We start from the raw sequence: 23,968 nt of genomic DNA on the forward strand, positions 1-23,968 counted from the left end.
CTATCATATAGCAGAGGGCGAAGAATTTTGGCTCTTATCATACTTTTAACCATTTACAAAACCGGGATGCTCCCGATTAATTTTCTTGTGGAACAGGCATCTTGCCTGTTCCTAAAAGGATTATTGACAATGGTGCAATATCTAAGTTGCAATCAACAATTCTACTGCTGCTGATCTGCTGGAAAAGCACCTGCTTTCACCGCCACAGTAACAGGTTGTCCGCCACGGCTCAATTCAAGCTGCAGATCGCTGCCCACTGTACTTTTCTCGACAATTTGCTGTACGCTGCCAGCATCAGTTACTTCTTTACCGTTGATTTTCTTGATCACATCGGCAAGGCGAACTCCCGCTTGTGCCGCCGGAGAATTTTTCGCAACTCCCAAAACTAACACGCCTTTATCTTCAGTCAGCCTCAATTTGGTGTTGGGATTTTGATTAAATTCTCTCTTGATTTCGGGAGTAATGCTCAACATCCGAACGCCGAGATAAGGATGTTCGGCTTTTCCTACTGTTACTAATTGGTCGGCAATTTGTTGTGCTCGATCGATCGGAATAGCAAAACCCAATCCTTGAGCGCCTTGAATAATCGCCGTATTCATGCCGATAACTTGACCGCGCTGGTTCAGCAGCGGGCCGCCTGAATTGCCGGGATTGATCGCAGCGTCGGTTTGAATAAAGCTGACGCGCTTGTCGGGAACGCCGACATCGGCGCTAGAACGGCCTGTAGCGCTAATAATTCCCACAGTCACAGTATTGTCCAAACCGAGGGGATTGCCGATCGCGATCGCCCATTCTCCCGGCTGTAACTCTTCAGATTTGCCCAAACTCACCACAGGCAAATTGTTAGCTTCTATTTTAACAACAGCCACATCAGTAACTGTATCTACCCCTAAAACTTTACCGACAAATTCGCGGCCATCCTTCAGTTTTACCGTCACCGTATCCGCCCCGTTAACGACGTGAGCGTTAGTCAAAATGCGACCATCAGAACCAAAAATAAAGCCCGAACCGGAACCCCTTTCTACCCGATTTCCCGGTTGAATGGGAGATTCTGAACCGAAGAAGCGGCGGAATTGCTGGGGTATCTCATCTGGAACTTGGTTCGTCACCGTGCGAGACGAATTGATCCGCACCACTGCCGGCCCGACTTCCTGCACAACTTTAGTAACAAAATTAGAGTCTTGAGAGGGCAGTATATTCGCAGGCAATGCTGAGATTGGCGCTGGAGTTGAAGGTGCAGCTTGAATGGCGTTAGAACTTCCCGGAACTCCAGAAGTTAGGGCGTTGCACCCAACTGTTGCGGTGGAGCCGAGCAAAATGAGGGATAAAAAAGCCAGTTTTTTCGGCAAAGAAGAACGGCGAGAACGCACAGTTGTAGCAGGCATATTTTTAGTTGACATAGTATTGATTTGGTGGGAGTTAGAGGGAGAGTTATAATTAGGATTTTGCATTTTTAGCACCTACTGTAATTAAATTACAACTAAAGGTTCTTTAATTTTAATTCAAGCATTTATGAGTTCTGCTTGACTGGTGGGGTTTACCCTACAAGCTGGGGTAGAAACCGGACAGTCGCCGGCAAATTGTTTGTGGATTCGAGCTTTTGAGTGCGATCGAACTGGGTCGGCACTGGCGAATTGCTGTGTGAGTGCGATAATACAAACTACGGTAGCCAGCTCGCATATTCCGCATTTCTCGCGAACTTTTCACCAAAAAACTGGGTCTGAAGCCCCGTCCTTATAGGACGGCTTTACATTGAATTAAATCCCCTTTCGGGGTCGGAGAGGGAATTTTATGCAACCTCTCCGATTTTTGGGGAATGGTTGCCCCAAACTCCCATTTCTGGGGTAAAGTTAGCTTCGACAAGGTTATAAAGGCTTGCGCCGGCTAGCAGCACTGTCGAGCGTGACCTTAAGACTGTTTAACCACTAGCGACAGAGCAAGGGACTAGCTTCGCATCAAGCGGGTGTCGTGACCTAAATAACGTAGCTATTTAAAGCTTAGTCTGGTCAGAATGGCCTGTTAGATTTCTCTTTCAAGCCTCACGCCTTTAGGCTGAGGTTTCTGACAGGATTGATATCCGAAGTCAACAACAATCGTGCACTCAAAAAAACCAGGTTTCTACGCAAAATATTCGTTGTGAGCGATCGAGGTTAACGTAGAAACGGAGTTTTTGACCCCGCCTGCATCCATGAAGGACAGCAGTTAAAGCACCGGAAAGCCTCACCCTAAAGCAGGAAGTAAAAAACCTGTAAAGCCTCAAGCTAAAGTACCAACTAAACCTTAAGTCAAAATAGCCTGCAAAAACTCTCTTCAAATCTAAAATTTGAACCTAGGGAGGAATTTTATTGCTCCATCGGTTCAATGGAACTAACCGAATCGATTTCCCTCGACTTTTTCCTCGAACTTTCCAAAACATCAACAGTATTCTTAATAAAACCAGCCATCGGCACAGCAACTAACAAACCTGCTATTCCCGCCACCTTAACCCCCACCAGCAGCGCCACTAAAATCCACACAGGATTGAGACCGATAAAACCGCCTAATAACCGAGGAGCAACGCCACTTTCAATTATTTGCTGAATTACTGTAGCGACAGCTAAAACTGTGACTCCGAGCCAAAAGTTGTTTAATGTGATTAGCAAACTGACAATGCAAATACTGAAAGGTGCCCCGAAGGGAATCATAGTCATTACACCCACACCCAAACCGAACAGAAGTCCGAAGGGAACTCGCATAATTAAAAAAGCAACAGTGATAGACAGTCCCATCAAACCCGCCAAAGTTGCTTGCCCGACGAAGTAGTTGTGGAAGCTTCGCGCCAGCAACTCTCGCAATTGAAGGCTCAGCTTGGAGGGAAACCATTTAAATAATCCTTCCCATACGCGATCGCCGTGCAAGAGCAAGTAGAATGTCACGACTATGGTGAGGAGGAAATTCAACAGACTGTCTGCAGCACCCAAACCAAATCTGAGAATTTCGCCAGTGAGAGACTGCAATTGAAATGAAAGTCGATCGCTCAATTGGGTAGTCAAACCGCTAACATCAATGCGGAGATTGCGATTTTCCGCCCAATTGTGGAATGCTTCAATTTGTTCTGTGCCAGAAACTATCCAAGTCGGCAGTCGGGTGGCGAGCTCAGTGATTTGGTTTAGCAGAATGGGAGCCAGAGTGATAGCTAAAACCACCAATACCAGTAAAGTCAAAAACAATACCGATAAAACTGCTCGATCGCGCTTTAAGCCGTATCTGTGCAGAAAGCGCACGGGATAATCTAGCAAAAAAGACAGCACTGTAGCCACTACCAAAACTGTAATCAGGGCGCGAAAATATTCAAAGACTAGGAGGGCTAACCAGCAGTTGAGTACCGCTAGGGGAAATACCAGTCCGTAAGTCCACCACTGCTGCAGTTGAGTGAAACGTCTCATCTAAGTTAAGCGAGTTAAAATTTGAGATGCAAGATGTGAGATTGGCGCTGCTATTCGCCCTTCTTTCTTAACCACTTTATAGTGTATTTATTTATACCCGACTGCTGAAAATTTCCAGTTGCTCGACCCGCAGCGGAAATTGGGTTGCTGGCAGGCAGAGCCTGCCACAACTATGTTATATCGTTTCCGCTAGTATGGATATATTACCTGCGAAAATAATTTATTTTCAGTTGACCGGGCAGCGGTTTGCAAATCGCAATTCAACCTTTTTCCCCGTGCCTTTCGAGAGCTAATTGAATTAAACGGTCTACTAATTCAGGGAAAGAAATGCCGTCCGCTGCCCACATTTGCGGATACATACTGGTAGCTGTAAAGCCGGGAAAAGTGTTGATTTCGTTAATCAAAACTTCTCCGGTTGATTCAATGTAGAAAAAGTCTACTCGCGCTAAACCTGCAGCGTCTACAGCCAAAAATGCTTGCACTGCCATTTCTTGGATTTGCGAGACGATCGCACCGCTGACTTTTGCCGGGATTGAGCAGTCGGCTTGTCCCTGGGTATATTTAGTTTCGTAATCGTAGAAATCGCTTTGAAAAGTAATTTCTCCCACCGTTGAAGCTTGGGGATTATCGTTACCTAAAACTGCACATTCTAATTCTCTAGCAACCACACCCGCTTCGACAATTATCCGCCTATCGTAGCTGGCGGCGCTGTCGAGGGCTGCTTCTAATTCAGCGCGCGATCGAGCTTTAGAAATTCCCACAGACGAACCCAAATTGGCTGGTTTAACAAAGCAAGGATAGCCCAACTCTGCTTCAATTTTATCGCACAATTTGGGGAAAACGCAAGGATTAGACCAGATTTCGGAACGGTTGACAGCGACGTATTTTACCTGCGGCAAACCAGCCTGAGCAAAAGCCATTTTCATCGCAATTTTATCCATTCCCAGCGCCGAACCTAAAACGCCGGAACCGACAAAAGGAACTTGCAATAATTTCAGCAATCCTTGCACCGTACCGTCTTCACCGTTTGGCCCGTGCAAAACAGGGAACCAAACATCTACAGCATTAAAATTAGGAAACTGTCCAGAGGCGGGAGAATCATCTTCTGCTGTTTGTTCCTCTATTTCCAGAGGTTTTCCGGTGGCTAAGACTTCTTGAGGTAATGTTCCCGACAGCCAGCGGCCGTTTTTTTGGATATAAAAGGGCAGAACTTCGTATTTAGAGGCATTTTCCTCAGCAGCGAGGGCACGGGCGATCGCCCGCGCCGAACTAATAGAGACTTCGTGTTCGCCCGATCGCCCCCCGAACAATAGCCCGATCCGCATCATTGTCATTTTTCACTACTCCTAGGACTTTTCGACAAATATACACGCAGAGAGCGCAACTAAGGCACATACGAACCGCTTTAAGACTACTTATCTCCTCCCTTCCACTCTTCCTCTGTGTCCTCTGCGCTCTCTGCGGTAAAAAAAATCACATCTTCTTAGAAAAGTTCACAAGTAAGCCGTCCCCTATCTCATTCCGGTGCTATTTAAAGCATTTCCCCTGTCAAGCTAAAAGCGCGAATATCTGTAATTTTAACCCGCACAATTTTACCCGCCAATTCAGCAATATCGCCCTTAAAAAATGTGAGACGATTGCCGCGAGTGCGCCCCATCACCTGAGTTGGATCTTTGAGATTCTGGACTTCCACCAAAACCTCTTCAGTACGTCCGAAATAGCGCTGCGATCGTTCCATCGCCGTTGTTGTCACCACATGATTGATCCGTTGCAGGCGATCGGCTTTCACCTCCTCACTCAACTGATTTTCCCACAAAGCCGCCGGCGTCCCAGGGCGAGGCGAATAAGCCGCAGTATTCACCAAATCGAAACCAACATCTTCGATCAACTTCAAAGTCTTTTCAAACTGCGCTTCCGTCTCCCCAGGAAAGCCGACAATCGCATCCGCAGTAATCGAAGCATCCGGCATATAACGGCGAATTGTATCAATAATCCGGCGGTATTTTTCCTGAGTATAACCCCGCGACATCGCTTTCAAAATATCATTATCTCCCGACTGAAAAGGAATGTGAAAATGTTCGCAAACCTGCGGTAATTCAGCACAAGCCTTAATCAATCTTTCTGTAAAATAGCGCGGGTGGCTAGTAGCAAATCTGAGGCGATCGACACCAGGCACATCCTGCAAAAAATAAAGCAAATCCGTCAAAGTATGCTGGTTGCTGCCGTCCGGTTTTGTCCCCGGCAAATCGCGCCCGTAAGCATCAATATTTTGCCCCAACAAAGTTACTTCCTTGTAACCTTGACGGCCCAAATCCTCCATTTCCGCGCGAATTGCCTCCGGCATTCGCGACTGTTCAACCCCGCGAACATTCGGGACAACACAATAAGTGCAGCGTTCATTGCAGCCGTAAATTACATTCACCCAAGCAGTCACCTTGCTATCGCGGCGCGGCTTAGTAATATCCTCCATAATTTCAACAGCTTCAGTCGCCACGACTTGATTGCCCTCAAAAACTTGTTCCAGCAAATCTTCAAGTCGGTTAGCGTGTTGTGGCCCCATTACTAAGTCTAATTCCGGCACTCTCCGCAGCAGCGCTTCACCTTCCTGCTGCGCGACGCATCCAGCTACAATTAAAGTTAAACCCGGTTCTTGGCGCTTGCGATGAGCTTGCCTTCCGAGGTTAGAATAAACTCTTTGTTCGGCATTATCGCGAATCGTGCAAGTATTGTAGAGAATCAAGCTAGCTTCGTTCGGGTCTTCCGAGAACTCAAAGCCCATATTTTCCAGAATGCCGGCCATCCGTTCCGAGTCGGCTTTATTCATCTGGCATCCGAAAGTAGTGATGTGATAGCGGCGGGGTTTAACGGTCATGGACAGTAAAGATAATTTTTCAGTGCAGGCTGGTTTTGCCGTTGTGGTAAAGTTTTCAACAGCAGAGATATTCTCAACCCGTTTTTACATTATACGATCGTTCTTGCTTAAGAAACTGCTGCATTTTTGAGTACGGGGAGATACATTGGTTGTTTTCCTAACACCTGGGTAACAAATTACATTTTATAGCAGGGAACAAAAAATGGTTAATTATACTGAATGGTTCACGGAAGGCACCAATAGTAAAATTCAGATTAATAGTACAGCAATATACAGGCATTTATCTCTCGAAGTAGTCGAGAGGTTAGATAGTAATTTATCGGTTAAGGAAATTATTGGCTGGATTAGAACTCAGACACGAGAAGCCTTTAACAGTATCTATGGAAAAAATCCTGAAGGGGGTGCTCTTAACAACGCTACGGGAAGATGGAATGAATTTATAGCAACTAGCTTGTTATCAGAAATTGTATTGGAAATAAATCAAGATAATGATGCTTGTAGCGCGGTATTTTCTTTGCCCAACTCACAGTCACAAAAAGAAGGAGCCCAGGAAGCTTCTTCAAAATTTATAAGTTTATTCAAAAGTAGTGAGTTTGCATCTGGACAACCTCTAGCTAAACTTGCTCCTTTTAAAGACTATATTTTTATGCCAAGTCCTGATTATATTATCGTTGTAATTGGTAAGAGTGATGTTGCAACATCTATTAACCATTTGTTAAAACAACAAGTAAAAAATCCAGATAGTTTAGCCTTGTACCACTTTTTAAAAGGAAAATTACAATTAGAACAAGTAAAAGCGGCAGCATCTCTTAAAACTTCAAACCGTTCGGATCGCCGATATCAACCTTTATTCGAGGCGGCGATGATTAAAGCAATGGGGTATGTATTGCATCAAAATTGGCAATATTATATGGTTGCCAGTGAGTTAACCCCTGCGGATACGACTATATTTACAACAGCAGTTGCTCCTCATAGTATAGCAATCGAACAAAACTTCAAACTTGTAGATGGTACATACCTGTACACCAGAAAAACCGATTTAATACCTTTAGTTAAATCTGCTATTAGACAATAGCTAAGTGTAAGTTTTCTCAAGAAACTTCAAAGGTAACTCTAACTGTTTATTGATGGGTGGCGACAGTTCAGAATGCCATTCTGTTGTTTCTAAAAATTTAATAATTGTTTGAGCAATACCTTTCGATGCTAAGTAAGGAACCCCATTTCCCACCGTTTTAAACATATTGCTTAATGTCATATTTTCTGGCAGCGCAAATTCTTTTGGCAGTGACTGAACGGCCAGTGTTTCTGCAACAGAAAGCCTGCGAACTTTGTAAGGGTGCAAGTGAACTTCGTTATTGCCGTAACAAGCAGTCGGGGAATAACGCCACCTGTGCAAACGCTTGTAAGATTTTTTAGAATCATCTCCCTCATCAACAGCAGCAAACCTTTTAATCCCCGCTCTGGGTTGAAAATAATGTTCCGCATTAGGATGGTTTGCAACATCATTTTTTTGGAACCAAAACTGTACTGTTAACTCTTTGGGAATGCCATCAGGACAAGGCAATAAACCATCGCAGGCAAACGCATCAGTATCGGGCCAAGGATTAGAAAAAACTTCTGACTTGGGATATAAAATTTCACTTGACCAAGGAAATATATCTTCAGGTAACATTTCGCTGTTTTCATCTAAAGAAATGCCCATATCTTTGACAAGATTTTTTCGGAAACCGATTAAGATAATCCTGTCTCTATCTTGTGGCACACCGTATTCGATCGCATTAATTAAACGTTCCACAAATACGTACCCAGACTCAGACAACTTATTTTTGAGTGCGTCATAAAAAATTTTATGTTGTTTCGTTCTCCACAAACCTTTGACGTTTTCAAACAAAAAGAAATCCGGCTGCTGTTGGCAAATCAATTCAATGTAGGAAGCTGAAAGTTTGCCTTTATCTCCTTCCCCACCTCGGTTTTTGCCACCAATAGAAAAGTCAGGACAAGGCGGTCCCGCAATAAATCCAATAATATCGTGTTTCTTGCGAGCATCTTGCATCAATTCCCGCAAATGAAGTGCTGGTTTTCCCTCTACAAGTCGAGTCACATCTGCTTCCTCTCCTTCGCAGTGTCCGTATTCTGGCTGTGGTAAATTTAGACACTGGCGAGAGTGGCGGTATGCTTGGAGGAATGGCAAGAAAATTTCATTTACATAAACTATATTAAAGCCGAGCGATTCAAAACCCAAATCAAGGAAGCCTGAACCTGAAAAAAATGAGAATATAGCGGTTTTGTGTTGAATTAGGTGCACGGGAAGTAATTGGTAATTGGTAATCGGTAGAATGGCCGGGGTGGGTTTTGAGCGAAAACTACTCTGTGAGTTTCGGATATTTTTGGCTAAACCTGCTCATATATTATAGAATGACCGGGCGTGTTTGAGGCGATTATTGTTGGTAAAAACTGCCCTTACAGATATTATTACAACCATTGACCGCCTCGGAAACGCCAGTGGGGAAAGAAAATCCGCATCAGTGTTTGCGATGCCAGATAAATAGCTAGCCACACTAAACTATAATGCAAAGCAAAAGCTCCCAAGTCAAAATCTTGTGCAGGTATCCCCGGTAAACCGATAACTTTGATTAAAAATAACACAAAAAGTGCTTCCAAAATTCCAGCGAGTAATTGAAATGCACCGGGCCAATCTCGATCCCAGCGGAACTTTTGGATGTAGATATATAAAGCATCCCAGCCGAGACCCAAAATCGCTACATACCCTAAAATCCAGAAAAAGATTGAGCCTGATTGGGAGATAATTAAACCCAGAAAAAAGGGCAGCGTTACTAAAACGCCTACGGTGGCAAATAACAGTAACCGAGTTTGCCAGCGGCCGAATAAGGTGGGAGTCATGCGATTTTAGATTTTAGATTTTAGATTTTAGATTACATGGTCAAATTGTTCGATTTTGAATTGATATTTTAGATTTTAGACTGAAAGCAAAGCTTGTTTAAGTCTATTAAATCCCCTACATTTCTTGTTGCCGAATTTCCTCTTCTCAGTTAGCCGGGAGATTTATTTAAAATCCACTTCAACCACTGCACAAACGATCGCCAAACGCTCAATTTCCGCACACCAGCAACTCGGTCGGCTGCCAGACTTTCAACCGATCGCAAGGCAGCGTATTGCAAGCCCAAAAAACTATCTACGGGCGCGTAAGGCCCTCCTAAAGTAATCGCGCCGGCTGCGTATACACGGCCTTCTGTATTGCTAGCAGAAGAATTCCGCAATTCGGGCACTTCAAAATCGTTGTTAACACTCAGCCGGCCCAAACCGTTGAGGGGAAGATTATATTGAGCTACCAAATCGTTTAACAAGGGACTGGTTTTTACCTTAGCGTCCAAACCCGTAGCATCAATAATAAAATCAGCTTCTAACTTAATTTGCCCCTTGAGTTCCTTCTCCTGAATGTACGTCACCGTGCGGTTTTGACTGTCGCGCTCGACTCGCTCGACTTCCCCGAAGGTAATTTGATACCATCCTTGACTTAAACCTTCTTTGACAATCCGCCGCCAGTCGCTGCGCTGGGCTGTGGTAGTGCCGCCCCAGTCGGTGAGCAACTGCGGCCGCAATTCAGGGGCGGCTTGTTCCAACAGTACGCGGAGTTCCCCGCCCCAGCAAGCTTTGGGCCAGTTGAAAGGTTGAAATTCGTAGTGATTTTCGACGCTGCGCTCAGCGAGTTTAAATTTGTTACCTTGAGGTTTGGGCGATCGCATCAAATGCAATACTTGAATATTACTGTTCCGCTGTCGCGCTTCGTAAATCCGCTGCACCACCCGCGAAGCCACAATTCCCCGGCCTCTAATTAACACGCTGCCGCCGCTGGCCTCCAATTTTTCGTAAACGCCGTCGTGGCTTTCGTAAGCGTTGACAACTGACTCAAAATCCTGGGTTTTTTCGCGGTAAGCTTGCAAGTCTGGCAGAAATTGAATGGCGGGATAGCCGGTGGCTAAGTGTACGTATTTGGCGATTAAAAAAGCGTGGTCGCGGTGATCCGCATTCGATCGAGAATAAGCGATCGCGTACCTGCCGTCATCTGTTTTGCGAATTCCCCGCACTCTACCGTAGCGAAACATCTGATTCCACCCAATTCGATCGACTTCCCTGTCAATAGAATCAAACACATTCCCCGCGCGAGGCGTATAAGTTTCGGCAAAAGTCGGTTCAGCAAACACCTGCCACATCAACTTCAGTGATACTCCCAAACGCCCTTTGAGCAATTCCCGCCAAGCTTCCCGCAAAGCATAGGGAGGCCACCCCCAAATGTTGTCTGGACAAGAGTCAGAATTCGATCGTAGGCGTTCCCGCAGCGGAATTTGGGAATTCAGGCATAGACGCAGATAGCGGGCGTAAGGCTGGTTTTCCATGCCCAAAACCGCAATTCGATCGATTTTCACGCCGCAAATTCTCAGCAAATCCACCCAAATAAAGCTGCCCAAACCGCCGCCAACGGCAGCCCAATCAACTTCTGTCACAGGGAGTCCCATAGATTGGAGCGATCGCATTGACACTTGAGAAGCGTGCAAAAATGCGATCGGCGGAAATTCTCCCCTACTACCTGTTTGAGGAAGCTGCAACATCATTTGCTGCCCCCGTGGGTCTGGCCCATTGGTCTGCGGGTTAAAGAAAATGTGAGAATTGACCGACGGCGTTTCTGGGGAATTAACAGCAAAAGAAATGCCGATCGCGTAGGGCCCAACTTGCAGCATATCCCCGTTTGCCAGCACGCACCGGGTTTGGCGAACGCCGTTGACAAAAGTACCGTTGCGGCTACCCGTGTCAGTAAGTAAAATACTGTTGCCTTCGGTGCCAATCACTGCATGAAAGCGAGAAACTTGACTGCTGCTGAGGGCAATTCGAGAAACTCGTTTCCCGTTGATTGTGGCGGGCATAGCTTCAAAAATTCGTCCCAAAGCGATGGGTAAGTCGAGTATGGGGGATCGACAATCCCCCGTAGCTGTATCTGTCCAAGTCAGTCGCAGGCGCAAGGGTTGAGAATTCATGATTATTTTTTAAACATCAGCCGTCGGCTTTGAGCTTTCTGCAAAAAAAGATTTGTGAATTTGAAAGTGTTTAGCGGATACCCTGATTTTCCGTTTTTCTTAAATCTTGCACCATTGTCAAGAACGGGCAAGATGCCCATTCCACAATAGATGAATTTTCTTGTGGAACAGGCATCTTGCCTGTTCCTAAACAAGTAATTGAGAATGGTGCAACATCTCAGTTTTTCAAACTTTCACGGAGACAGCATCACACTCGCCGCCGCCGCCAAAGAAGTACCGCACCACGGACACCCCGCATTCAACTGCGCGTAAGGCGAAATTCGGCTGCATTTGGGACACTGCAAACCATATTTTGAAGGCCCCGTCGGCTGAAAGTTACCAGGTGCGGGAGGCCCAGACAGCAAAACTGTCTGGGGCGCGGCTACTTGCACCTCCGTCACATTCACCACCTCGATTTGCACTTGGCCTAAATGGATGTGACTTCCCGATTTCAATTTTGCTTCGCCTTGGGCGAGAATTTTTCCGTCTACCAGCGGCGGATTGCTTTCGCGCAAATTCCGCACTGCATACTCCTGCAATTCCTGATTAAAAAATATTTCAACGTGCAGCCCCGATACGCTGGGATGCGAAAATACTATATCGCACTTCGCCGGATCGCGCCCTAGCCTGACGGTTCCCGGATTTTTGCTCGGCTGTCCGTTTTCAATTGTCTGAGTTTGGCGCACCCCAGCTTCTGTCCATGCTAAAGTGAGCTGGTTTGTCATGATTTTATAGTTAACTCAAAAATATAAAAAAATATTAACTGATTTATTTTGAGGACGGAGTTCCTCACCAAAAAACTTAATTATAATTATTGACGCCGACTCGATCGAACTTCTAAAAATATTATTATGTGCAGCTAAACAAAAAAGCCCTGAGTTCGGGGCTTTTAGTGCTCGTATTGGCTTTTTTTGAGAGACTGACTCGCGCTTGTCAGCTTTTGTTTCCCGCAAAATTATTTAGCGCAGCTTGGTAAAAAAATTGCTGTTAAAGATTGAGCAGCGATTGCTAAAAACTAATTCCTGTGGGGTTTTCACCTTTGCGAAGCTTTGGTGCGCTAGTCACGAATTTTGGAGGTTGGGCGATCGAACTACCTCGGTAACTTCGATCGCCCCACCTCCTCAAACGTTCACTGTCCTAGTGCTATCTCTCACGCTGCAACTGTGCAATCTTTCATTACAGGGCCAGCCTTCAGAGACTTAAGCTTCGCTCTTGCGGCTTTTCCGACCGCCTTCGCGACCAATTTGAGCCATGTGTTCGCGATTTCTGCTGACAGCTTCGCCGCCTTTTTGACCAGCTTGTCTGGCTTCTTCAGGGGTGAATTCGTGTGCAGTTCCTTTCTCGTGTGCAGCTTTTCCGCCTTTGCTAGCAATTGCGCGCTGTTTTTCTGCATCCATAGAAGCGAATCCGCGTTTGCTTTTCTCAGCCATGACTGTCTCCTTGTTTGTTTCTGATTTTTTAGCTCGATCGCGCCTTCGCCTCCCACTGTCATGGTTACTCCCAGTCAGTGGTGAGATATCCGACGGTAAATTATGAAACCTCATCACACGAATCTAAGCTTTTGGTTTAACTCGCAGAATGAATCTTTCATCATTTACAAATGTGAACTAAAAATAGTTCACGCCCGGGCACTATAGTTAGAGCCGCCAATGTTTTAAGCTGGTTACTGTCTTTCAATCATTCTATAAACCCCCCCAACTTTTATACCTCTTTCTCAGGTATAGTCATTCTTTAGTTCGCTGGAAGGATGCTTTAGTTCGCAGGAAGGATGGAACCGAAAGCTGATTGGCAGTAGACTCAGAGGATTTTTCGACTCGGGCGGCGACACCTCAAAAATTAAAAGTCCAAAGAGGGATGCTTTTGTGGTCTTTTTACTTTTTTTTTGATGCCTTCGGCGCTTGCCAGTTATCCCGATGTGAGTTGGTCTGCCGATCGAGTTGTTTCTGGTAAGCGATATTTTGGGGCGCAGCGCAGGACGTACTCGATCGCACCGATCAAGTTTACCTTATGACCTATGGAAACATAAATCGGCTTTATCCCTGTTTGCGTCCTCAGCGCTGCTCCTACCGTTGAGCCCGACCGCAGCAAGGGTTGCCAACTGCCCCGATCGAGTCCGACTTCTGAATGTTCTCCAATAAATCGATTTTTGGCAACTCCGATCGTGGGAATCCCTGTCAAAACCCCCAAATGGCAGGCAAGACCGAACCTGCGGGGATGGGCTAGTCCTTGACCGTCGCACAATATCAAGTCTGGCCTCAAACTGATATTTTCCAAAGCTTCGAGAACGGCAGGCACTTCTCGAAAAGACAGGAAACCCGGAATATAAGGAAAAGTTGTAGGACTGCGAACTACAGCTTGCTGCTGCAATTGCAAGTCGGGAAAGCTCAGAACTGTTACAGCGGCCCGCGATACATCGTTTGCACTGTCGTAGCCGACATCTACGCCTGCGACGTACCGAACTGTGTCCAGTTGATTTTCGGTAATTACCTCTGACCGAAGCTCTTCTTGAATGGCGATCGCCTCTTCAACTGTCTGCGGCCAAGGGTGTCGCTGCAACATTTTGATTTCTCTTCAACCGTTCTCATCTAAGCTTAACTTATTTTCGGGCATTTTGAAACTCGGATTTTTATCGTTTGTAGTCATAAATTCCTAACTTGCCCTCCTGAGTCTTTTTTTCTACTCAGGAGGGTTGAGCAAGGCGGGCCGATGCCAATTCTACAAATAGAGTCTGTAAGTCGGAGATTGAAATTCTATCTTTCGCTTGTGCTTGAACCAACCCCCAAAGGTTTTATCGGCACGCACCTACTATTTTTTACTCAAAATTTACAAAAAATACCTATTTGATGCTAATTTTTTTAGCTTTCTAGAAAGCTTTCTTTTTCCGATCGCCATTTTATCCATTGTCCCAGAGCGATCGAGCTATCTATTTACTTCTGCTTTATCTAAAAAACTCCTGTTTGTCAAGATAATTGAAACATTTATTCATCACTAATCTCACCCAGCTACAAGTGCCATTGTTCATCCCCGCTCATCGAGCTAAGAGGTTCCCCGACCCTCGCAACTATATGACTTTTATGAAAAAAAATCAATGAATTTATGAGTTGTTGCACCCTTAACATGAAGTTATAATCTTAGATAATATCGAAGAGAAAACTAACATCAAGTAACACAACATAGCGGAATTAACCTATGAAAACCATGCAAAGTGTTCAGTACAACCTAGCTCTCTACATCGTCGGTGGCATCGTCTTCATCATCGCCGCCTTAATTTTAAGACCTTTTGCCCTCGTCGGCCCAGGGGAACGCGGCGTCATGATGCGCTTCGGGAAAGTTCAAGACGCGATTTTAGATGAAGGCATCCACCCGATTTTACCGATATTCACCTCGGTAAAAACTCTCAGCGTGCGGGTACAAAAAACAGATTTGAAAGCAGATGCAGCATCCAAAGATTTGCAAAGCATTACTACAGATTTGGCAGTCAACTGGAATGTTGATCCTGCCAAAGTTAATCAAGTTTTTCAACAAGTGGGAGACGAAGAACAAATTGTCACCAGCATTCTGAGTCCGGCAATTTCGGAAGTGCTCAAAGCAGCAACTTCTAAAAAGACCGCAGAAGAAATTATCACTAAGCGCACCGAACTCAAAACAGAAATCGACAACAGCCTTAAAAAGCGTTTGGAACCTTACGGCGTCATCGTCAGAGATGTTTCTTTAATAAATTTTGGCTTTTCTCCAGAATTTAGCAAAGCGATCGAATCCAAACAAATAGCAGAACAAGAAGCTAAACAAGCAGAATTTACTGTTCAAAAAGCAACCCAAGATGCTCAAGCTGAAATTAACCGTGCTAAAGGTAAAGCTGAAGCTCAACGCTTGCAGCGGCAAACATTAACAGCCGAAATTTTGCAGCAGCAAGCAATTGAAAAATGGAACGGTCAGTTTCCGACAGTAATGGGAGGAGGCGGAACTTTGCCATTAATTAATATTGCGCCGCCGAGTTCTCAAGCTGCAACTCCTGCTAAATAAGCTGCTGCGGATCGTGATGGCCAGGGCGCGGGGAGAAGGGGGGAGGGGGAGAGAGTCTGAGGGGGGGAAGAATAGAGGGTTTTTCACTGCGGATGTGAAGATGTGCTTTTTTAAATGCCGAACAGCAAGGGTAGACAATACAACTAACAACTAAGGTTGAATCTCAGATGTTGCACCATTGTCAATTACTTGTTTAGGAACAGGCAAGATGCCTGTTCCACAAGAAGAAAACTTATTCTTTGTGGAACGTTTAGGAACAGGCAAGATGCCTGTTCCACAAGAAGAAAACTTATTCTTTGTGGAACGGGCATCTTGCCCGTTCTTGACAATGGTGCAACATCTGAGTTAAATCCCGCTTACTTAAATACCAAGATACAATTTACGTTGCGCGAGTCCTGAAAAACGTTAAAGTAAGAAACAACTCGGAAATTGTAAAGGTTTGCTTGAAAGTTCGGCTGATGGGAGATCGGGAGAACCAGTCAATTTCTAATTTAGGTGAAGTGGGGAGTGCCGACGATCGCCATACTGCGTCAGCAGCCCTGTGGCTGCGCGATCGAGCCTTGGCAGCTAGTAGCTGCGGCATTGTCATTGCTGACGCCAATGCACCCGATTGCCCCATAATTTATTGCAATCCGGCCTTTGAACGGATGACGGGTTACTGTGCCAGTGAAATCTTGGGGCGTAATTGCCGATTTTTGCAAGGCCCTGATACCGATCGAACTACTGTAGCTAAGATCCGCGACGCCTTGCGCCAAGGTCGAGAAATCCAGACAACAATCAAAAATTACCGCAAAGACGGCAATCCTTTTTGGAGCAAATTGTCGCTATCTCCCGTGCGAGACGACAAGGCTAATTTGACTCACTTCGTGGGGATTCAGTCGGACTTGTCGGAACGCATATGTGAAGTATACGAAGCATTGCAGCAAGCTAACGACCAACTGCAAACGATTTTGGAAGCTGTTCCGGGCACAGTATCGTGGATTAGCTCGGATTTGCGCTATTTGGGGGTTAACCAGCACTTAGCCAAACTGCATGGTTTGCCGCCGTCGGCTTTTGTCGGTCAAGATATTGGTTTTCTAGGCGCGAGCTCGGATTTTAACTCTTTTGTGGTGGAGTTTTTTGCCGGCGACGCTACGGAAGCGGTTAAAGAACTCAACGTTAAAATACAAACCGCCGGGGGAGAGTCGGAGGGATACTATTTGATTGTGGCTCAAAAGTACGCTCAGGGCACAGCAGCTTGTCTGGTAGGGATTGACATTACCGAGCGCAAGCGGGCAGAAGAAGCTCTGGTGCTGACTCGCAAGGCGGTGGAAAGTTCGAGTGACGCGATCGGCATCAGCGATGCGAACGGCACTCACATCTATCAAAATCAAGCGTTTTCTCAGCTATTTGAATGGGACACCGCAGAGGAATTTAAACTAGCCGGAGGTATATCGGCAGTTTTTGCTGACCCCGCAGTCGCCAGGGAGGTACTCGATACGATCGCCCAAGGTTATTCTTGGTTTGGTGAAATTACCAACCGCACTAAAAGCGGTGAAACTTTGCAAGTGTTGCTGCGGGCCGATGCTATTAAAGACGCTACAGGGAAAATTGTCGGTCTGATTTACATGAATACCGATATTACCGACCGAAAGCGCACGGAACAAGAGCTGCGGCAAAGCGAGAAGCGCTTTCGATCGTTGATTGAAAATGCTAGAGACATTATTGTAATTCTCGACGAGAAAGGCTTTTGCCGCTATGTCTCTCCTTCCCTAGAGCGGATTTTGGGCTACCCGACGGCGGAAGTCCTCGGCCGGTCTATATTTGACTTGATTCACCCTGACGAATTGCTGATAGTGGATCAAGTGTTCAAAGGTGTCATGCAAATGCCGAAAGTTAGCCTGGGAATGGCGGAATACCGAGTGCAGCACAAGGATGGTTCCTGGTGCGTGTTGGAAGCGGTGGCGACGAATTTGCTCGACGAACCTTCGGTGCGGGGAATTGTGGTCAACTGTCACGACGTGACTGAGCGCAAGCTGGCTGAAGAACAATTGTTGCACGATGCTTTGCACGATGCGCTGACGGAGTTGCCGAACCGTGCTTTGTTGACTGACCGGTTGGGGCAAGCTTTTGCCCGCGCACAACGGCATCCAACCTATCAGTTTGCGGTGCTGTTTCTGGATTTGGACAGGTTTAAGGTGATTAATGACAGTCAGGGACACCGCACGGGCGATCGGCTGTTGGTGGCGGTGGCTCGCCGTCTCTTGACTTGTTTGCGGCCAGGGGATACGGTGGCTCGTCTGGGGGGAGATGAGTTTGTGATTTTGCTGGAAGAAATTCACGGTGTTGATGAGGCGATCGCCCAAGCAAAGGAAATTCTCAAAACGATCGAACGACCGCTGAATTTGGAAGGTAATAAAGTTTTAATTACTGCTAGCATCGGCATTGCTTTGAGTACCGACAAATATCAGTGGCCGGGAGATATTTTGCGCGATGCTGATATTGCGATGTACCGGGCAAAAGCTCTCGGTAAAGCTCGCTACGAAGTTTTTACCAGTGCGATGCACGCTCGCGCTGTGGCTTTGATGCACTTGGAAAACGATTTGCGGGAGTCGGTTGAAGAACTAAATTTGAAATATTCGATCGTGGATTTCGCCTGTGGGACGGCGGCGGAAAACTCGCCGATGAGTGAAATAGATCGGAGATTGGAGCGTCCGAAGTCGCAAGTGACCGCTTTAAAATTGGAATGTCCTTTTACTGTTTATTATCAGCCGATCGTTAGTTTAAAAACGGGTTCAGTTATCGGATTTGAGGCGCTGGTGCGCTGGCTGCACCCGGAACGGGGTTTAGTTTCCCCGATGGAATTTATTGCGATGGCGGAGGAAACTGGGTTAATTATGCCTTTGGGTTTGTGGGTTTTGAACGAAAGCTGCCGCCAAATTATTAAGTGGCAGAGTTTGAATTTACCTTTGGGAAATTCACGGCTGACTGTAGCAGTAAATCTTTCCGGGAGGCAGTTTGCGGAACCGGAATCGATCGAGCAAATTAAGCAAGTTTTGCAGGAAACGGGTGTTGACGCTCGCTGTTTGAAGTTGGAGATTACTGAGAGTGTGGTGATGGAAGATGGGGAAGCGGCGGCGGCGATGCTTTCGCAGTTGAGAGAGTTGGGGATCGATCTGTGCATTGATGATTTTGGCACTGGTTATTCGTCTCTGAGTTATTTGCACAAGTTCCCGATTAATATTTTGAAGGTCGATCGCTCTTTTGTCAGTCGCATCGGAGAAACGGGTGAAAATTTGGAAATTGTGCGGGCGATTGTCATGCTGGCCCGCAGTTTGGGGATGGAGGTAGTGGCAGAAGGTGTCGAAACCGCCGTCCAATTGGCTCAAATGCGGTCGCTCGGCTGCGAGTACGGTCAGGGATACTTTTTCTCTAAACCTCTCGACAGTGAGGCAGCTACAGCCTTGTTGAGGCGATCGCCGAAATGGTGAACTTAACCAAATATTTAATTTGTATATTAAAAAATATTAAAACTATTGCGCGGTGTGCTTATTGGAGAGTCACACGATGTTAGATGTTAGATGTTAGATTTTAGATTTTAGATTGAAGAAAGCGACTCCACTGATAAATCCGGGGGGTTGCGATCGGGAGCGAGGAGCTTTTTTCTCGCTCCACGAATGAATCCGGGGGCCCCGGATCAAATTTCTTGATTGTCAATAAGGCAATACGCTTGGGTTAAAACTGTTTATCTCTCGGAGATACCAATTTTATATGAGGCCCCGTAGAATCTGAGCTCCCCTTAATAAGGGGAGTAGGGGGTGGGACAAGAGCTTGGTCAAAATCAACCCCTACTCCCCTTATTAAGGCAGGGCGGTTTCATTCTCAAGAAAATCAGGCTTTTGTAGGGGTAGTGCCCCCGTGCCTACCCCCTCCGCAGACGACTTCACAGGCGTTTGGGAAATGGGAGCAGCCACTCTTTGCTGCCCCTACAAGAGAATGAAACAGCCCTGCCTTATTAAGGGGGATTTAGGGGGCTCGAAATATATGCAACTTCACATTAAATTGGTATAAGACGTTAAGTTGACACGAGTGCTACTCGGCGACTTCAGCTTCCGCTTCCGCTTCAGGTGCGTCTGGCACATCTTGCTTGATTGTCAAATAGCGAATCACTTCTTCGCTCAGACGCATCGCGCGCTCTAGGGTAAAAATTGCAGCGCCCGGAGCTGTATAGTTCATTTGAACGTATACTCCGTCGCGGTGCTTGCCGATTTCGTAAGCCAAACGGCGCTTGCCGCGGTGCTGAGTTTCGATGTTTTCAGCACCTTGATCGCGCAAAATAGTTTGATATTTAGCGATCGCCTGGTCTGTCATTTCCTCACCCAAATCAGGGCGCAGAATGTACATAGTTTCGTAAATAAACGGTTTCATGGCAATAATCCCCTTATGGACAACAAGGCTTCTCACGAAGCAAGGACTTATTATCATATCCCAACAATGAACAATCTCAAAACTAAAAAACCAAATTCCCCAAACCACACTCCCTCGCCGTGGAGCACCCTGTGGACGTACAGCATCATGAGCGCGATCGCACTTTTAATGCTGTTTCCCTTGCTGTGGCTGCTCAGTACCTCCCTCAAATCCCCCAACGAAAACATCTTTCAATTTCCCCCGCAACTGTGGCCACAACAGCCAACCCTCGAAAACTTCATCAAAGTTTGGCAAACCAACCCCTTCGGCCGCTACCTGTTCAACAGCACCCTAATAGCCGGCCTCACAGTTAGCATCAACATCCTCTTTTGCGCCCTCGCCGCTTATCCCTTAGCCCGACTCAAATTTCGCGGCCGCGAAGCCATCTTAATTACAATCATTTCCACAATCATGATTCCCTTCCAAATAGTCATGATTCCCCTATACATATTGACTGTACAACTCGGACTAAAAAATAGTTATTTAGGCGTAATCTTTCCCGGACTAGCCTCAGCCTTCGGCATATTTTTATTGCGACAAGCATTTCTAGCAGTTCCCAAAGAACTAGAAGAAGCAGCCCGCATCGACGGCTGCAGCGAATTAGGCATTTGGTGGCACGTCATGATTCCGGCAATTAAGCCAGCTTTAGTCACCCTAGGAATTTTCGTATTTATCGGTTCTTGGAGCGACTTTCTGTGGCCGCTGCTAGTTTTAGACAGGCCGGAATATTACACTTTACCTTTAGGGGTAGCCAATTTAGCCGGGACATTTTCTTTAGATTGGCGTTTAGTTGCGGCGGGTTCTATTATTTCTATTGTTCCAGTTTTAGGACTATTTTTGCTCTTGCAAAAATACATTGTGCCAACAGAAACTGCTGCGGGAGTCAAAGGATAGAATCAAGATAAAAAATTGGCGTTTATCCGCGTTCATCTGCGGTTAAAAATTAAAATCTTTTGAATTCACAACTCACAAAATTTATTTGTGATGTAGGAACGGCCAGAAATCCGCTGGATTGTAGACCGCGCTGGGGCTGTAGATACTATCATCGCTTTTGCAAATGCGATCGATGCCCAAGACTGGCAAAAATTGCGATCGCACCTAGCTGGCGAAAGAGATATCGACTCTTCGGAATTTTGAGGAATCAAACAAACTATGGTAATTGTCAGCGACAATCCTGAAGTGCATGGCGCTTTGCGGCCCCAATCGCCATGAAATCTCATTCAAAACTGAAATGCGAACTGATTTTTCCTAACTCAAAATTTCCTCCTACCTGGGAGTAAAAACTGCGCTAGGATAAGCAATCCGCTTGTGATTGAACTGTTCCCAAACTCGCACAAAAATCTCCGCAATTAGAGACATATCCTCCCGCGTTAAATCCGAATCAATCAACTGATTATCCTGCCAGCGAGCCCTCAAAATCCGATTAACCATATTCAAAGCCTCTTCATGAGTAGCATCCTTGAGCGATCGCAAAGCAGCCTCGCAAGAATCCGCCAGCATCAGAATCCCCGTTTCCCGCGACTGCGGAATCGGCCCATCGTAGCGAAAATCCTCCTCCCTCACTTGGCGACTTGCGATTGTTAACTTTGAATTATCCGCATCTGGCAAAGCAATCTTTAAATCTTCTATTTCTTTGGCAGCAATTTGCTGCGCTTGGTGGTAGAAATAAGCAATCAACATTGTACCTTGGTGTTCGGGAATAAACGCCTGAATTGCCTTCGGCAATCGATGCTTCCGCGCCATCACCAACCCCTCGGTAACGTGCTTTTTAATAATGTCCGCGCTCGCCCAAGGGTCATTAATTTCATCGTGTTTGTTGGTCCCGCCCATTTGATTTTCACAAAATCCGAGCGGGTCGTGCATTTTTCCAATATCGTGGTATAATGTCCCAGTCCTGACCAGCTCAACATTGCAGCCGAGTTCCCGGGCCGCAGCCTCCGCCAAACTCGCTACAAACAGCGTGTGCTGAAAAGTCCCCGGAGCCTCGGCAGCCAATTTCTTCAACAGCGGGCGGTTGGGATTGGCAAGTTCCGCCAGCCTGGTAGGCGTAATCAAGTCAAAAAGGTGTTCCAAATAAGGGCTGATGCCGATCGCCACAACGCTCCAAGCCAAACCGGCCAAACTTTGCGCGCCCACCGTACCGAGTACGACGTACCAAATAGCACCGGCAGCCGCGCTGGCAATCAAAGTCCCCACCAGATAAACGGTGCCCTGAGTCAAACCGACAGCCACGCCCAAAAGAGCCAATTCCTCGCGCGATCGCAGCCGCCCGGCCATAAAAGCGCCCAGCAATCCCCCCGCCCCGCTAGCCACCAAATGAATCAAGTCCACATTTAAGCCAATGGGCAGCAGCGCCGACAGCAGCCCCACCACAGTCACTCCAACTGCCGAACCGTAGAAGCCGCCCGCTAAAATCCCGATCGCGGGCAAACTCGTCCAAGGCAGGCCCAAACTCACCAGCACCGGCGCGCTCAAAGTCAGCAGCAGCAATAGCAAATGATCTCTGCGGCGCAAGCGGTAGTGCCTTTCCACCAGCAGTACGATCGCAATTGCCCCCGCGACTAAACAAACAAAACCCGCCAGCCCCAGCCAATTCACCCCCCGCCGGCTCAAACCAAAATAGTCGAGCAACACGAAATCTTGCTGCGAGATTTCTTTTCCTTGTGCAACAATTATTTCGCCCCGATCTACTGCGATCATCACCGGTTTCACCTTTTGGGCCGCTAATTCAGCTAGCTGTTTGGTTTCCTCGGGATCTCTCACCAGATTTGGCTGCAAAATCGCTGTTAAACCCTCCACCGCCCAAGCTTGGGACTCTAACGGCACTTCATCAGCCACTTGCAGCTTCACAGCTTCTTTCAAAATCTCTTTTGGCAAGCCCTGGGGGATACCTTGAGCCACCATCCTTTTTGCCGCCCGACTCATACCGGTTTGGGTTTTCTGCCAAGCTGCATCCGACAAATCAAACAGCGAAGTATCGTAAATCTGTGGGAGTCCCAAAACCGACGGTTTTTCCAGCGCCTCCACAGCATTGAGATAGCGCAGGCGAGCAGAGGAAATACTGTCTGTCAGGCTTTGAAAGTCGGCAGCCGGGAGCGATCGGCTGTAAGCTTGCAGTTGAGCTATAGCATCCTGCCGAGACTTGTTCTCCGTCTGCCCTGCAACTGCGGGGGAACCCAAACTCAATCGCTCGGAAGTTGCACTTTTGTCCCCCGCTTGCGCCAAAATCGAGCGCCACTCCCACTCGGGACAGCTCCGCAAGTAAACCTGAGCAGCAAGTGAGAGCGCCGAGGACTTGGCAAACGGAAACGGGCCTACCGACTCCCGCAGCTCGCTTCCCTGCTGCAAAAATTGTTGCAATTCTTGATAAATTTGTCGATCGACCGCAGGATCTAGCATTAATATGGCTACAGCCCCGATCCGCGCTGCTTTCCGCTGTTCTTCAGTAGTTTTGTAATCCGGGACGCTAGCAGTATCAGGGGCCTTAATCGTCTGAGGAGCTTTCGTCCCCACATCGAGTTTCGGCTGGTTGTAGAAGCGGTGGCCCAGAGTGCTGCTTAGAGAAACTACCGCAACCAGCGCCAACATAGGGGAACGAGCTTGATTTTTGAGGCTGGATTTGGAGGTTTTACTTGTAAATCTAGTAGTAAAAGTCTCGGGAAGAAGCCATTTCGGGCGCGACAAACGGCTCGGGAGAGGCCCGCCAGCGCGCTCGGTATCTGCTTTGCTGTCGCCATTTTGCACTTTAGCAATGTGTTGGCGCAGTGAGCGCGCAGCCCCTAGCTGCTCAATCTGCCGCATCAATGAGGAGATCGTATTCATTTGTGTCGAAGATATATCACTGTTATCCAGCAGCTTTGTCAGAATTTCTGACTGTGCATCTTGATTGATTTTATCCGAACTACCCTGACTGAATATTCAAACCTCCAGGCTACTTTGCCTGACTATCGCCAGCAGTTGGCTTTCCTGACGGTGGCCAACCACGCAATCACCTTCTTTCCTTCCCTTGTCTATCTTGAACAGAACTGGCGCGCGAGGGCTAAAAACCCGTTTCTGCGTATATTCTTCGTTTCCCAACCCCATCTTCTCGTTTAAATCTGGCTTGTTGGGGC

At 46.8% G+C, this 23,968-nt stretch carries 18 protein-coding genes; 5 read left to right on the forward strand and 13 right to left on the reverse strand.

Going from position 1 to position 23,968, the window contains the following annotated elements; translation table 11 throughout:
- Positions 1-161 precede the first annotated feature (161 nt).
- The 4 genes from QT992_RS22210 to miaB form a co-directional block, all read right to left on the reverse strand.
- Positions 162-1,400 carry an HhoA/HhoB/HtrA family serine endopeptidase gene (locus QT992_RS22210; protein WP_445305342.1) on the reverse strand — a complete coding sequence of 413 codons (1,239 nt, stop codon included), beginning with the start codon at positions 1,398-1,400 and terminating at the stop codon, positions 162-164.
- A gap of 942 nt (positions 1,401-2,342) precedes the next feature.
- On the reverse strand, positions 2,343-3,425 hold the full coding sequence (locus QT992_RS22215; RefSeq protein ID WP_333057606.1) for an AI-2E family transporter: 1,083 nt from the start codon (positions 3,423-3,425) through the stop codon (positions 2,343-2,345).
- 260 nt (positions 3,426-3,685) lie between these two features.
- A complete protein-coding gene (locus QT992_RS22220; protein ID WP_333312532.1) occupies positions 3,686-4,759 on the reverse strand; it encodes a D-alanine--D-alanine ligase family protein in 1,074 nt (357 codons plus the stop codon).
- Between the two features lie 197 nt (positions 4,760-4,956).
- Positions 4,957-6,297, reverse strand: a complete 1,341-nt coding sequence (miaB, locus tag QT992_RS22225) for a tRNA (N6-isopentenyl adenosine(37)-C2)-methylthiotransferase MiaB (RefSeq protein ID WP_333057608.1) — start codon at positions 6,295-6,297, stop codon at positions 4,957-4,959.
- A gap of 202 nt (positions 6,298-6,499) precedes the next feature.
- Between miaB and QT992_RS22230 the strand changes: the two genes are divergently transcribed.
- Positions 6,500-7,372 (forward strand): Cfr10I/Bse634I family restriction endonuclease, encoded by an 873-nt coding sequence (locus tag QT992_RS22230; protein ID WP_333377733.1) that lies wholly within the window; start codon positions 6,500-6,502, stop codon positions 7,370-7,372.
- Here QT992_RS22230 and QT992_RS22235 read toward each other — a convergent pair whose 3' ends face one another.
- From QT992_RS22235 to nfi, 6 genes are all read right to left on the reverse strand, one after another.
- Positions 7,373-8,602 (reverse strand): DNA cytosine methyltransferase, encoded by a 1,230-nt coding sequence (locus tag QT992_RS22235; RefSeq protein ID WP_333377736.1) that lies wholly within the window; start codon positions 8,600-8,602, stop codon positions 7,373-7,375.
- Positions 8,603-8,769: 167 nt separating this feature from the next.
- Positions 8,770-9,198 (reverse strand): hypothetical protein, encoded by a 429-nt coding sequence (locus QT992_RS22240; RefSeq protein ID WP_333377739.1) that lies wholly within the window; start codon positions 9,196-9,198, stop codon positions 8,770-8,772.
- A gap of 149 nt (positions 9,199-9,347) precedes the next feature.
- Positions 9,348-11,348 (reverse strand): FHA domain-containing protein, encoded by a 2,001-nt coding sequence (locus QT992_RS22245; protein ID WP_333377743.1) that lies wholly within the window; start codon positions 11,346-11,348, stop codon positions 9,348-9,350.
- Positions 11,349-11,581: 233 nt separating this feature from the next.
- Positions 11,582-12,112: an FHA domain-containing protein gene (locus QT992_RS22250; protein WP_333315293.1), complete on the reverse strand. Its 531-nt coding sequence runs from the start codon at positions 12,110-12,112 to the stop codon at positions 11,582-11,584.
- A 474-nt stretch (positions 12,113-12,586) separates the two neighbouring features.
- The gene (locus tag QT992_RS22255; protein WP_006631632.1) at positions 12,587-12,817 is read right to left on the reverse strand and encodes a KGG domain-containing protein; all 231 of its coding nucleotides are present in this window, start codon (positions 12,815-12,817) and stop codon (positions 12,587-12,589) included.
- Positions 12,818-13,292: 475 nt separating this feature from the next.
- Positions 13,293-13,946 carry a deoxyribonuclease V gene (gene nfi / locus QT992_RS22260; RefSeq protein ID WP_333315294.1) on the reverse strand — a complete coding sequence of 218 codons (654 nt, stop codon included), beginning with the start codon at positions 13,944-13,946 and terminating at the stop codon, positions 13,293-13,295.
- 630 nt (positions 13,947-14,576) lie between these two features.
- Here nfi and QT992_RS22265 point away from each other — a divergent pair.
- The 3 genes from QT992_RS22265 to QT992_RS22275 all read left to right on the forward strand — a co-directional run bounded on the left by QT992_RS22265 (position 14,577) and on the right by QT992_RS22275 (position 18,880).
- A complete protein-coding gene (locus QT992_RS22265) occupies positions 14,577-15,410 on the forward strand; it encodes a prohibitin family protein (protein ID WP_333315296.1) in 834 nt (277 codons plus the stop codon).
- Positions 15,411-15,618: 208 nt separating this feature from the next.
- Entirely contained in the window at positions 15,619-15,759 is a 141-nt protein-coding gene (locus tag QT992_RS22270; RefSeq protein ID WP_333315298.1) for a hypothetical protein, read from the forward strand.
- A gap of 109 nt (positions 15,760-15,868) precedes the next feature.
- A complete protein-coding gene (locus tag QT992_RS22275) occupies positions 15,869-18,880 on the forward strand; it encodes an EAL domain-containing protein (RefSeq protein WP_333315300.1) in 3,012 nt (1,003 codons plus the stop codon).
- A gap of 601 nt (positions 18,881-19,481) precedes the next feature.
- Here the strand turns inward: QT992_RS22275 and rpsF are convergent.
- Entirely contained in the window at positions 19,482-19,817 is a 336-nt protein-coding gene (gene rpsF, locus QT992_RS22280) for a 30S ribosomal protein S6 (RefSeq protein WP_015176119.1), read from the reverse strand.
- 15 nt (positions 19,818-19,832) lie between these two features.
- Here rpsF and QT992_RS22285 point away from each other — a divergent pair, with 15 nt between their 5' ends.
- Positions 19,833-20,750, forward strand: coding sequence for a carbohydrate ABC transporter permease (locus QT992_RS22285; protein ID WP_333315302.1), 918 nt, complete (start codon positions 19,833-19,835; stop codon positions 20,748-20,750).
- Positions 20,751-20,815: 65 nt separating this feature from the next.
- Here the strand turns inward: QT992_RS22285 and QT992_RS22290 are convergent, their stop codons facing one another.
- Complete coding sequence (locus QT992_RS22290) at positions 20,816-21,076, reverse strand: hypothetical protein (RefSeq protein WP_333315303.1); 261 nt, start codon at positions 21,074-21,076, stop codon at positions 20,816-20,818.
- Between the two features lie 46 nt (positions 21,077-21,122).
- Positions 21,123-23,678: an HDIG domain-containing metalloprotein gene (locus QT992_RS22295; protein WP_333315305.1), complete on the reverse strand. Its 2,556-nt coding sequence runs from the start codon at positions 23,676-23,678 to the stop codon at positions 21,123-21,125.
- Positions 23,679-23,968: the final 290 nt, after the last annotated feature.

It is taken from the genome of Microcoleus sp. T3_D1, assembly GCF_036700405.1.
GTDB lineage: Bacteria > Cyanobacteriota > Cyanobacteriia > Cyanobacteriales > Microcoleaceae > Microcoleus.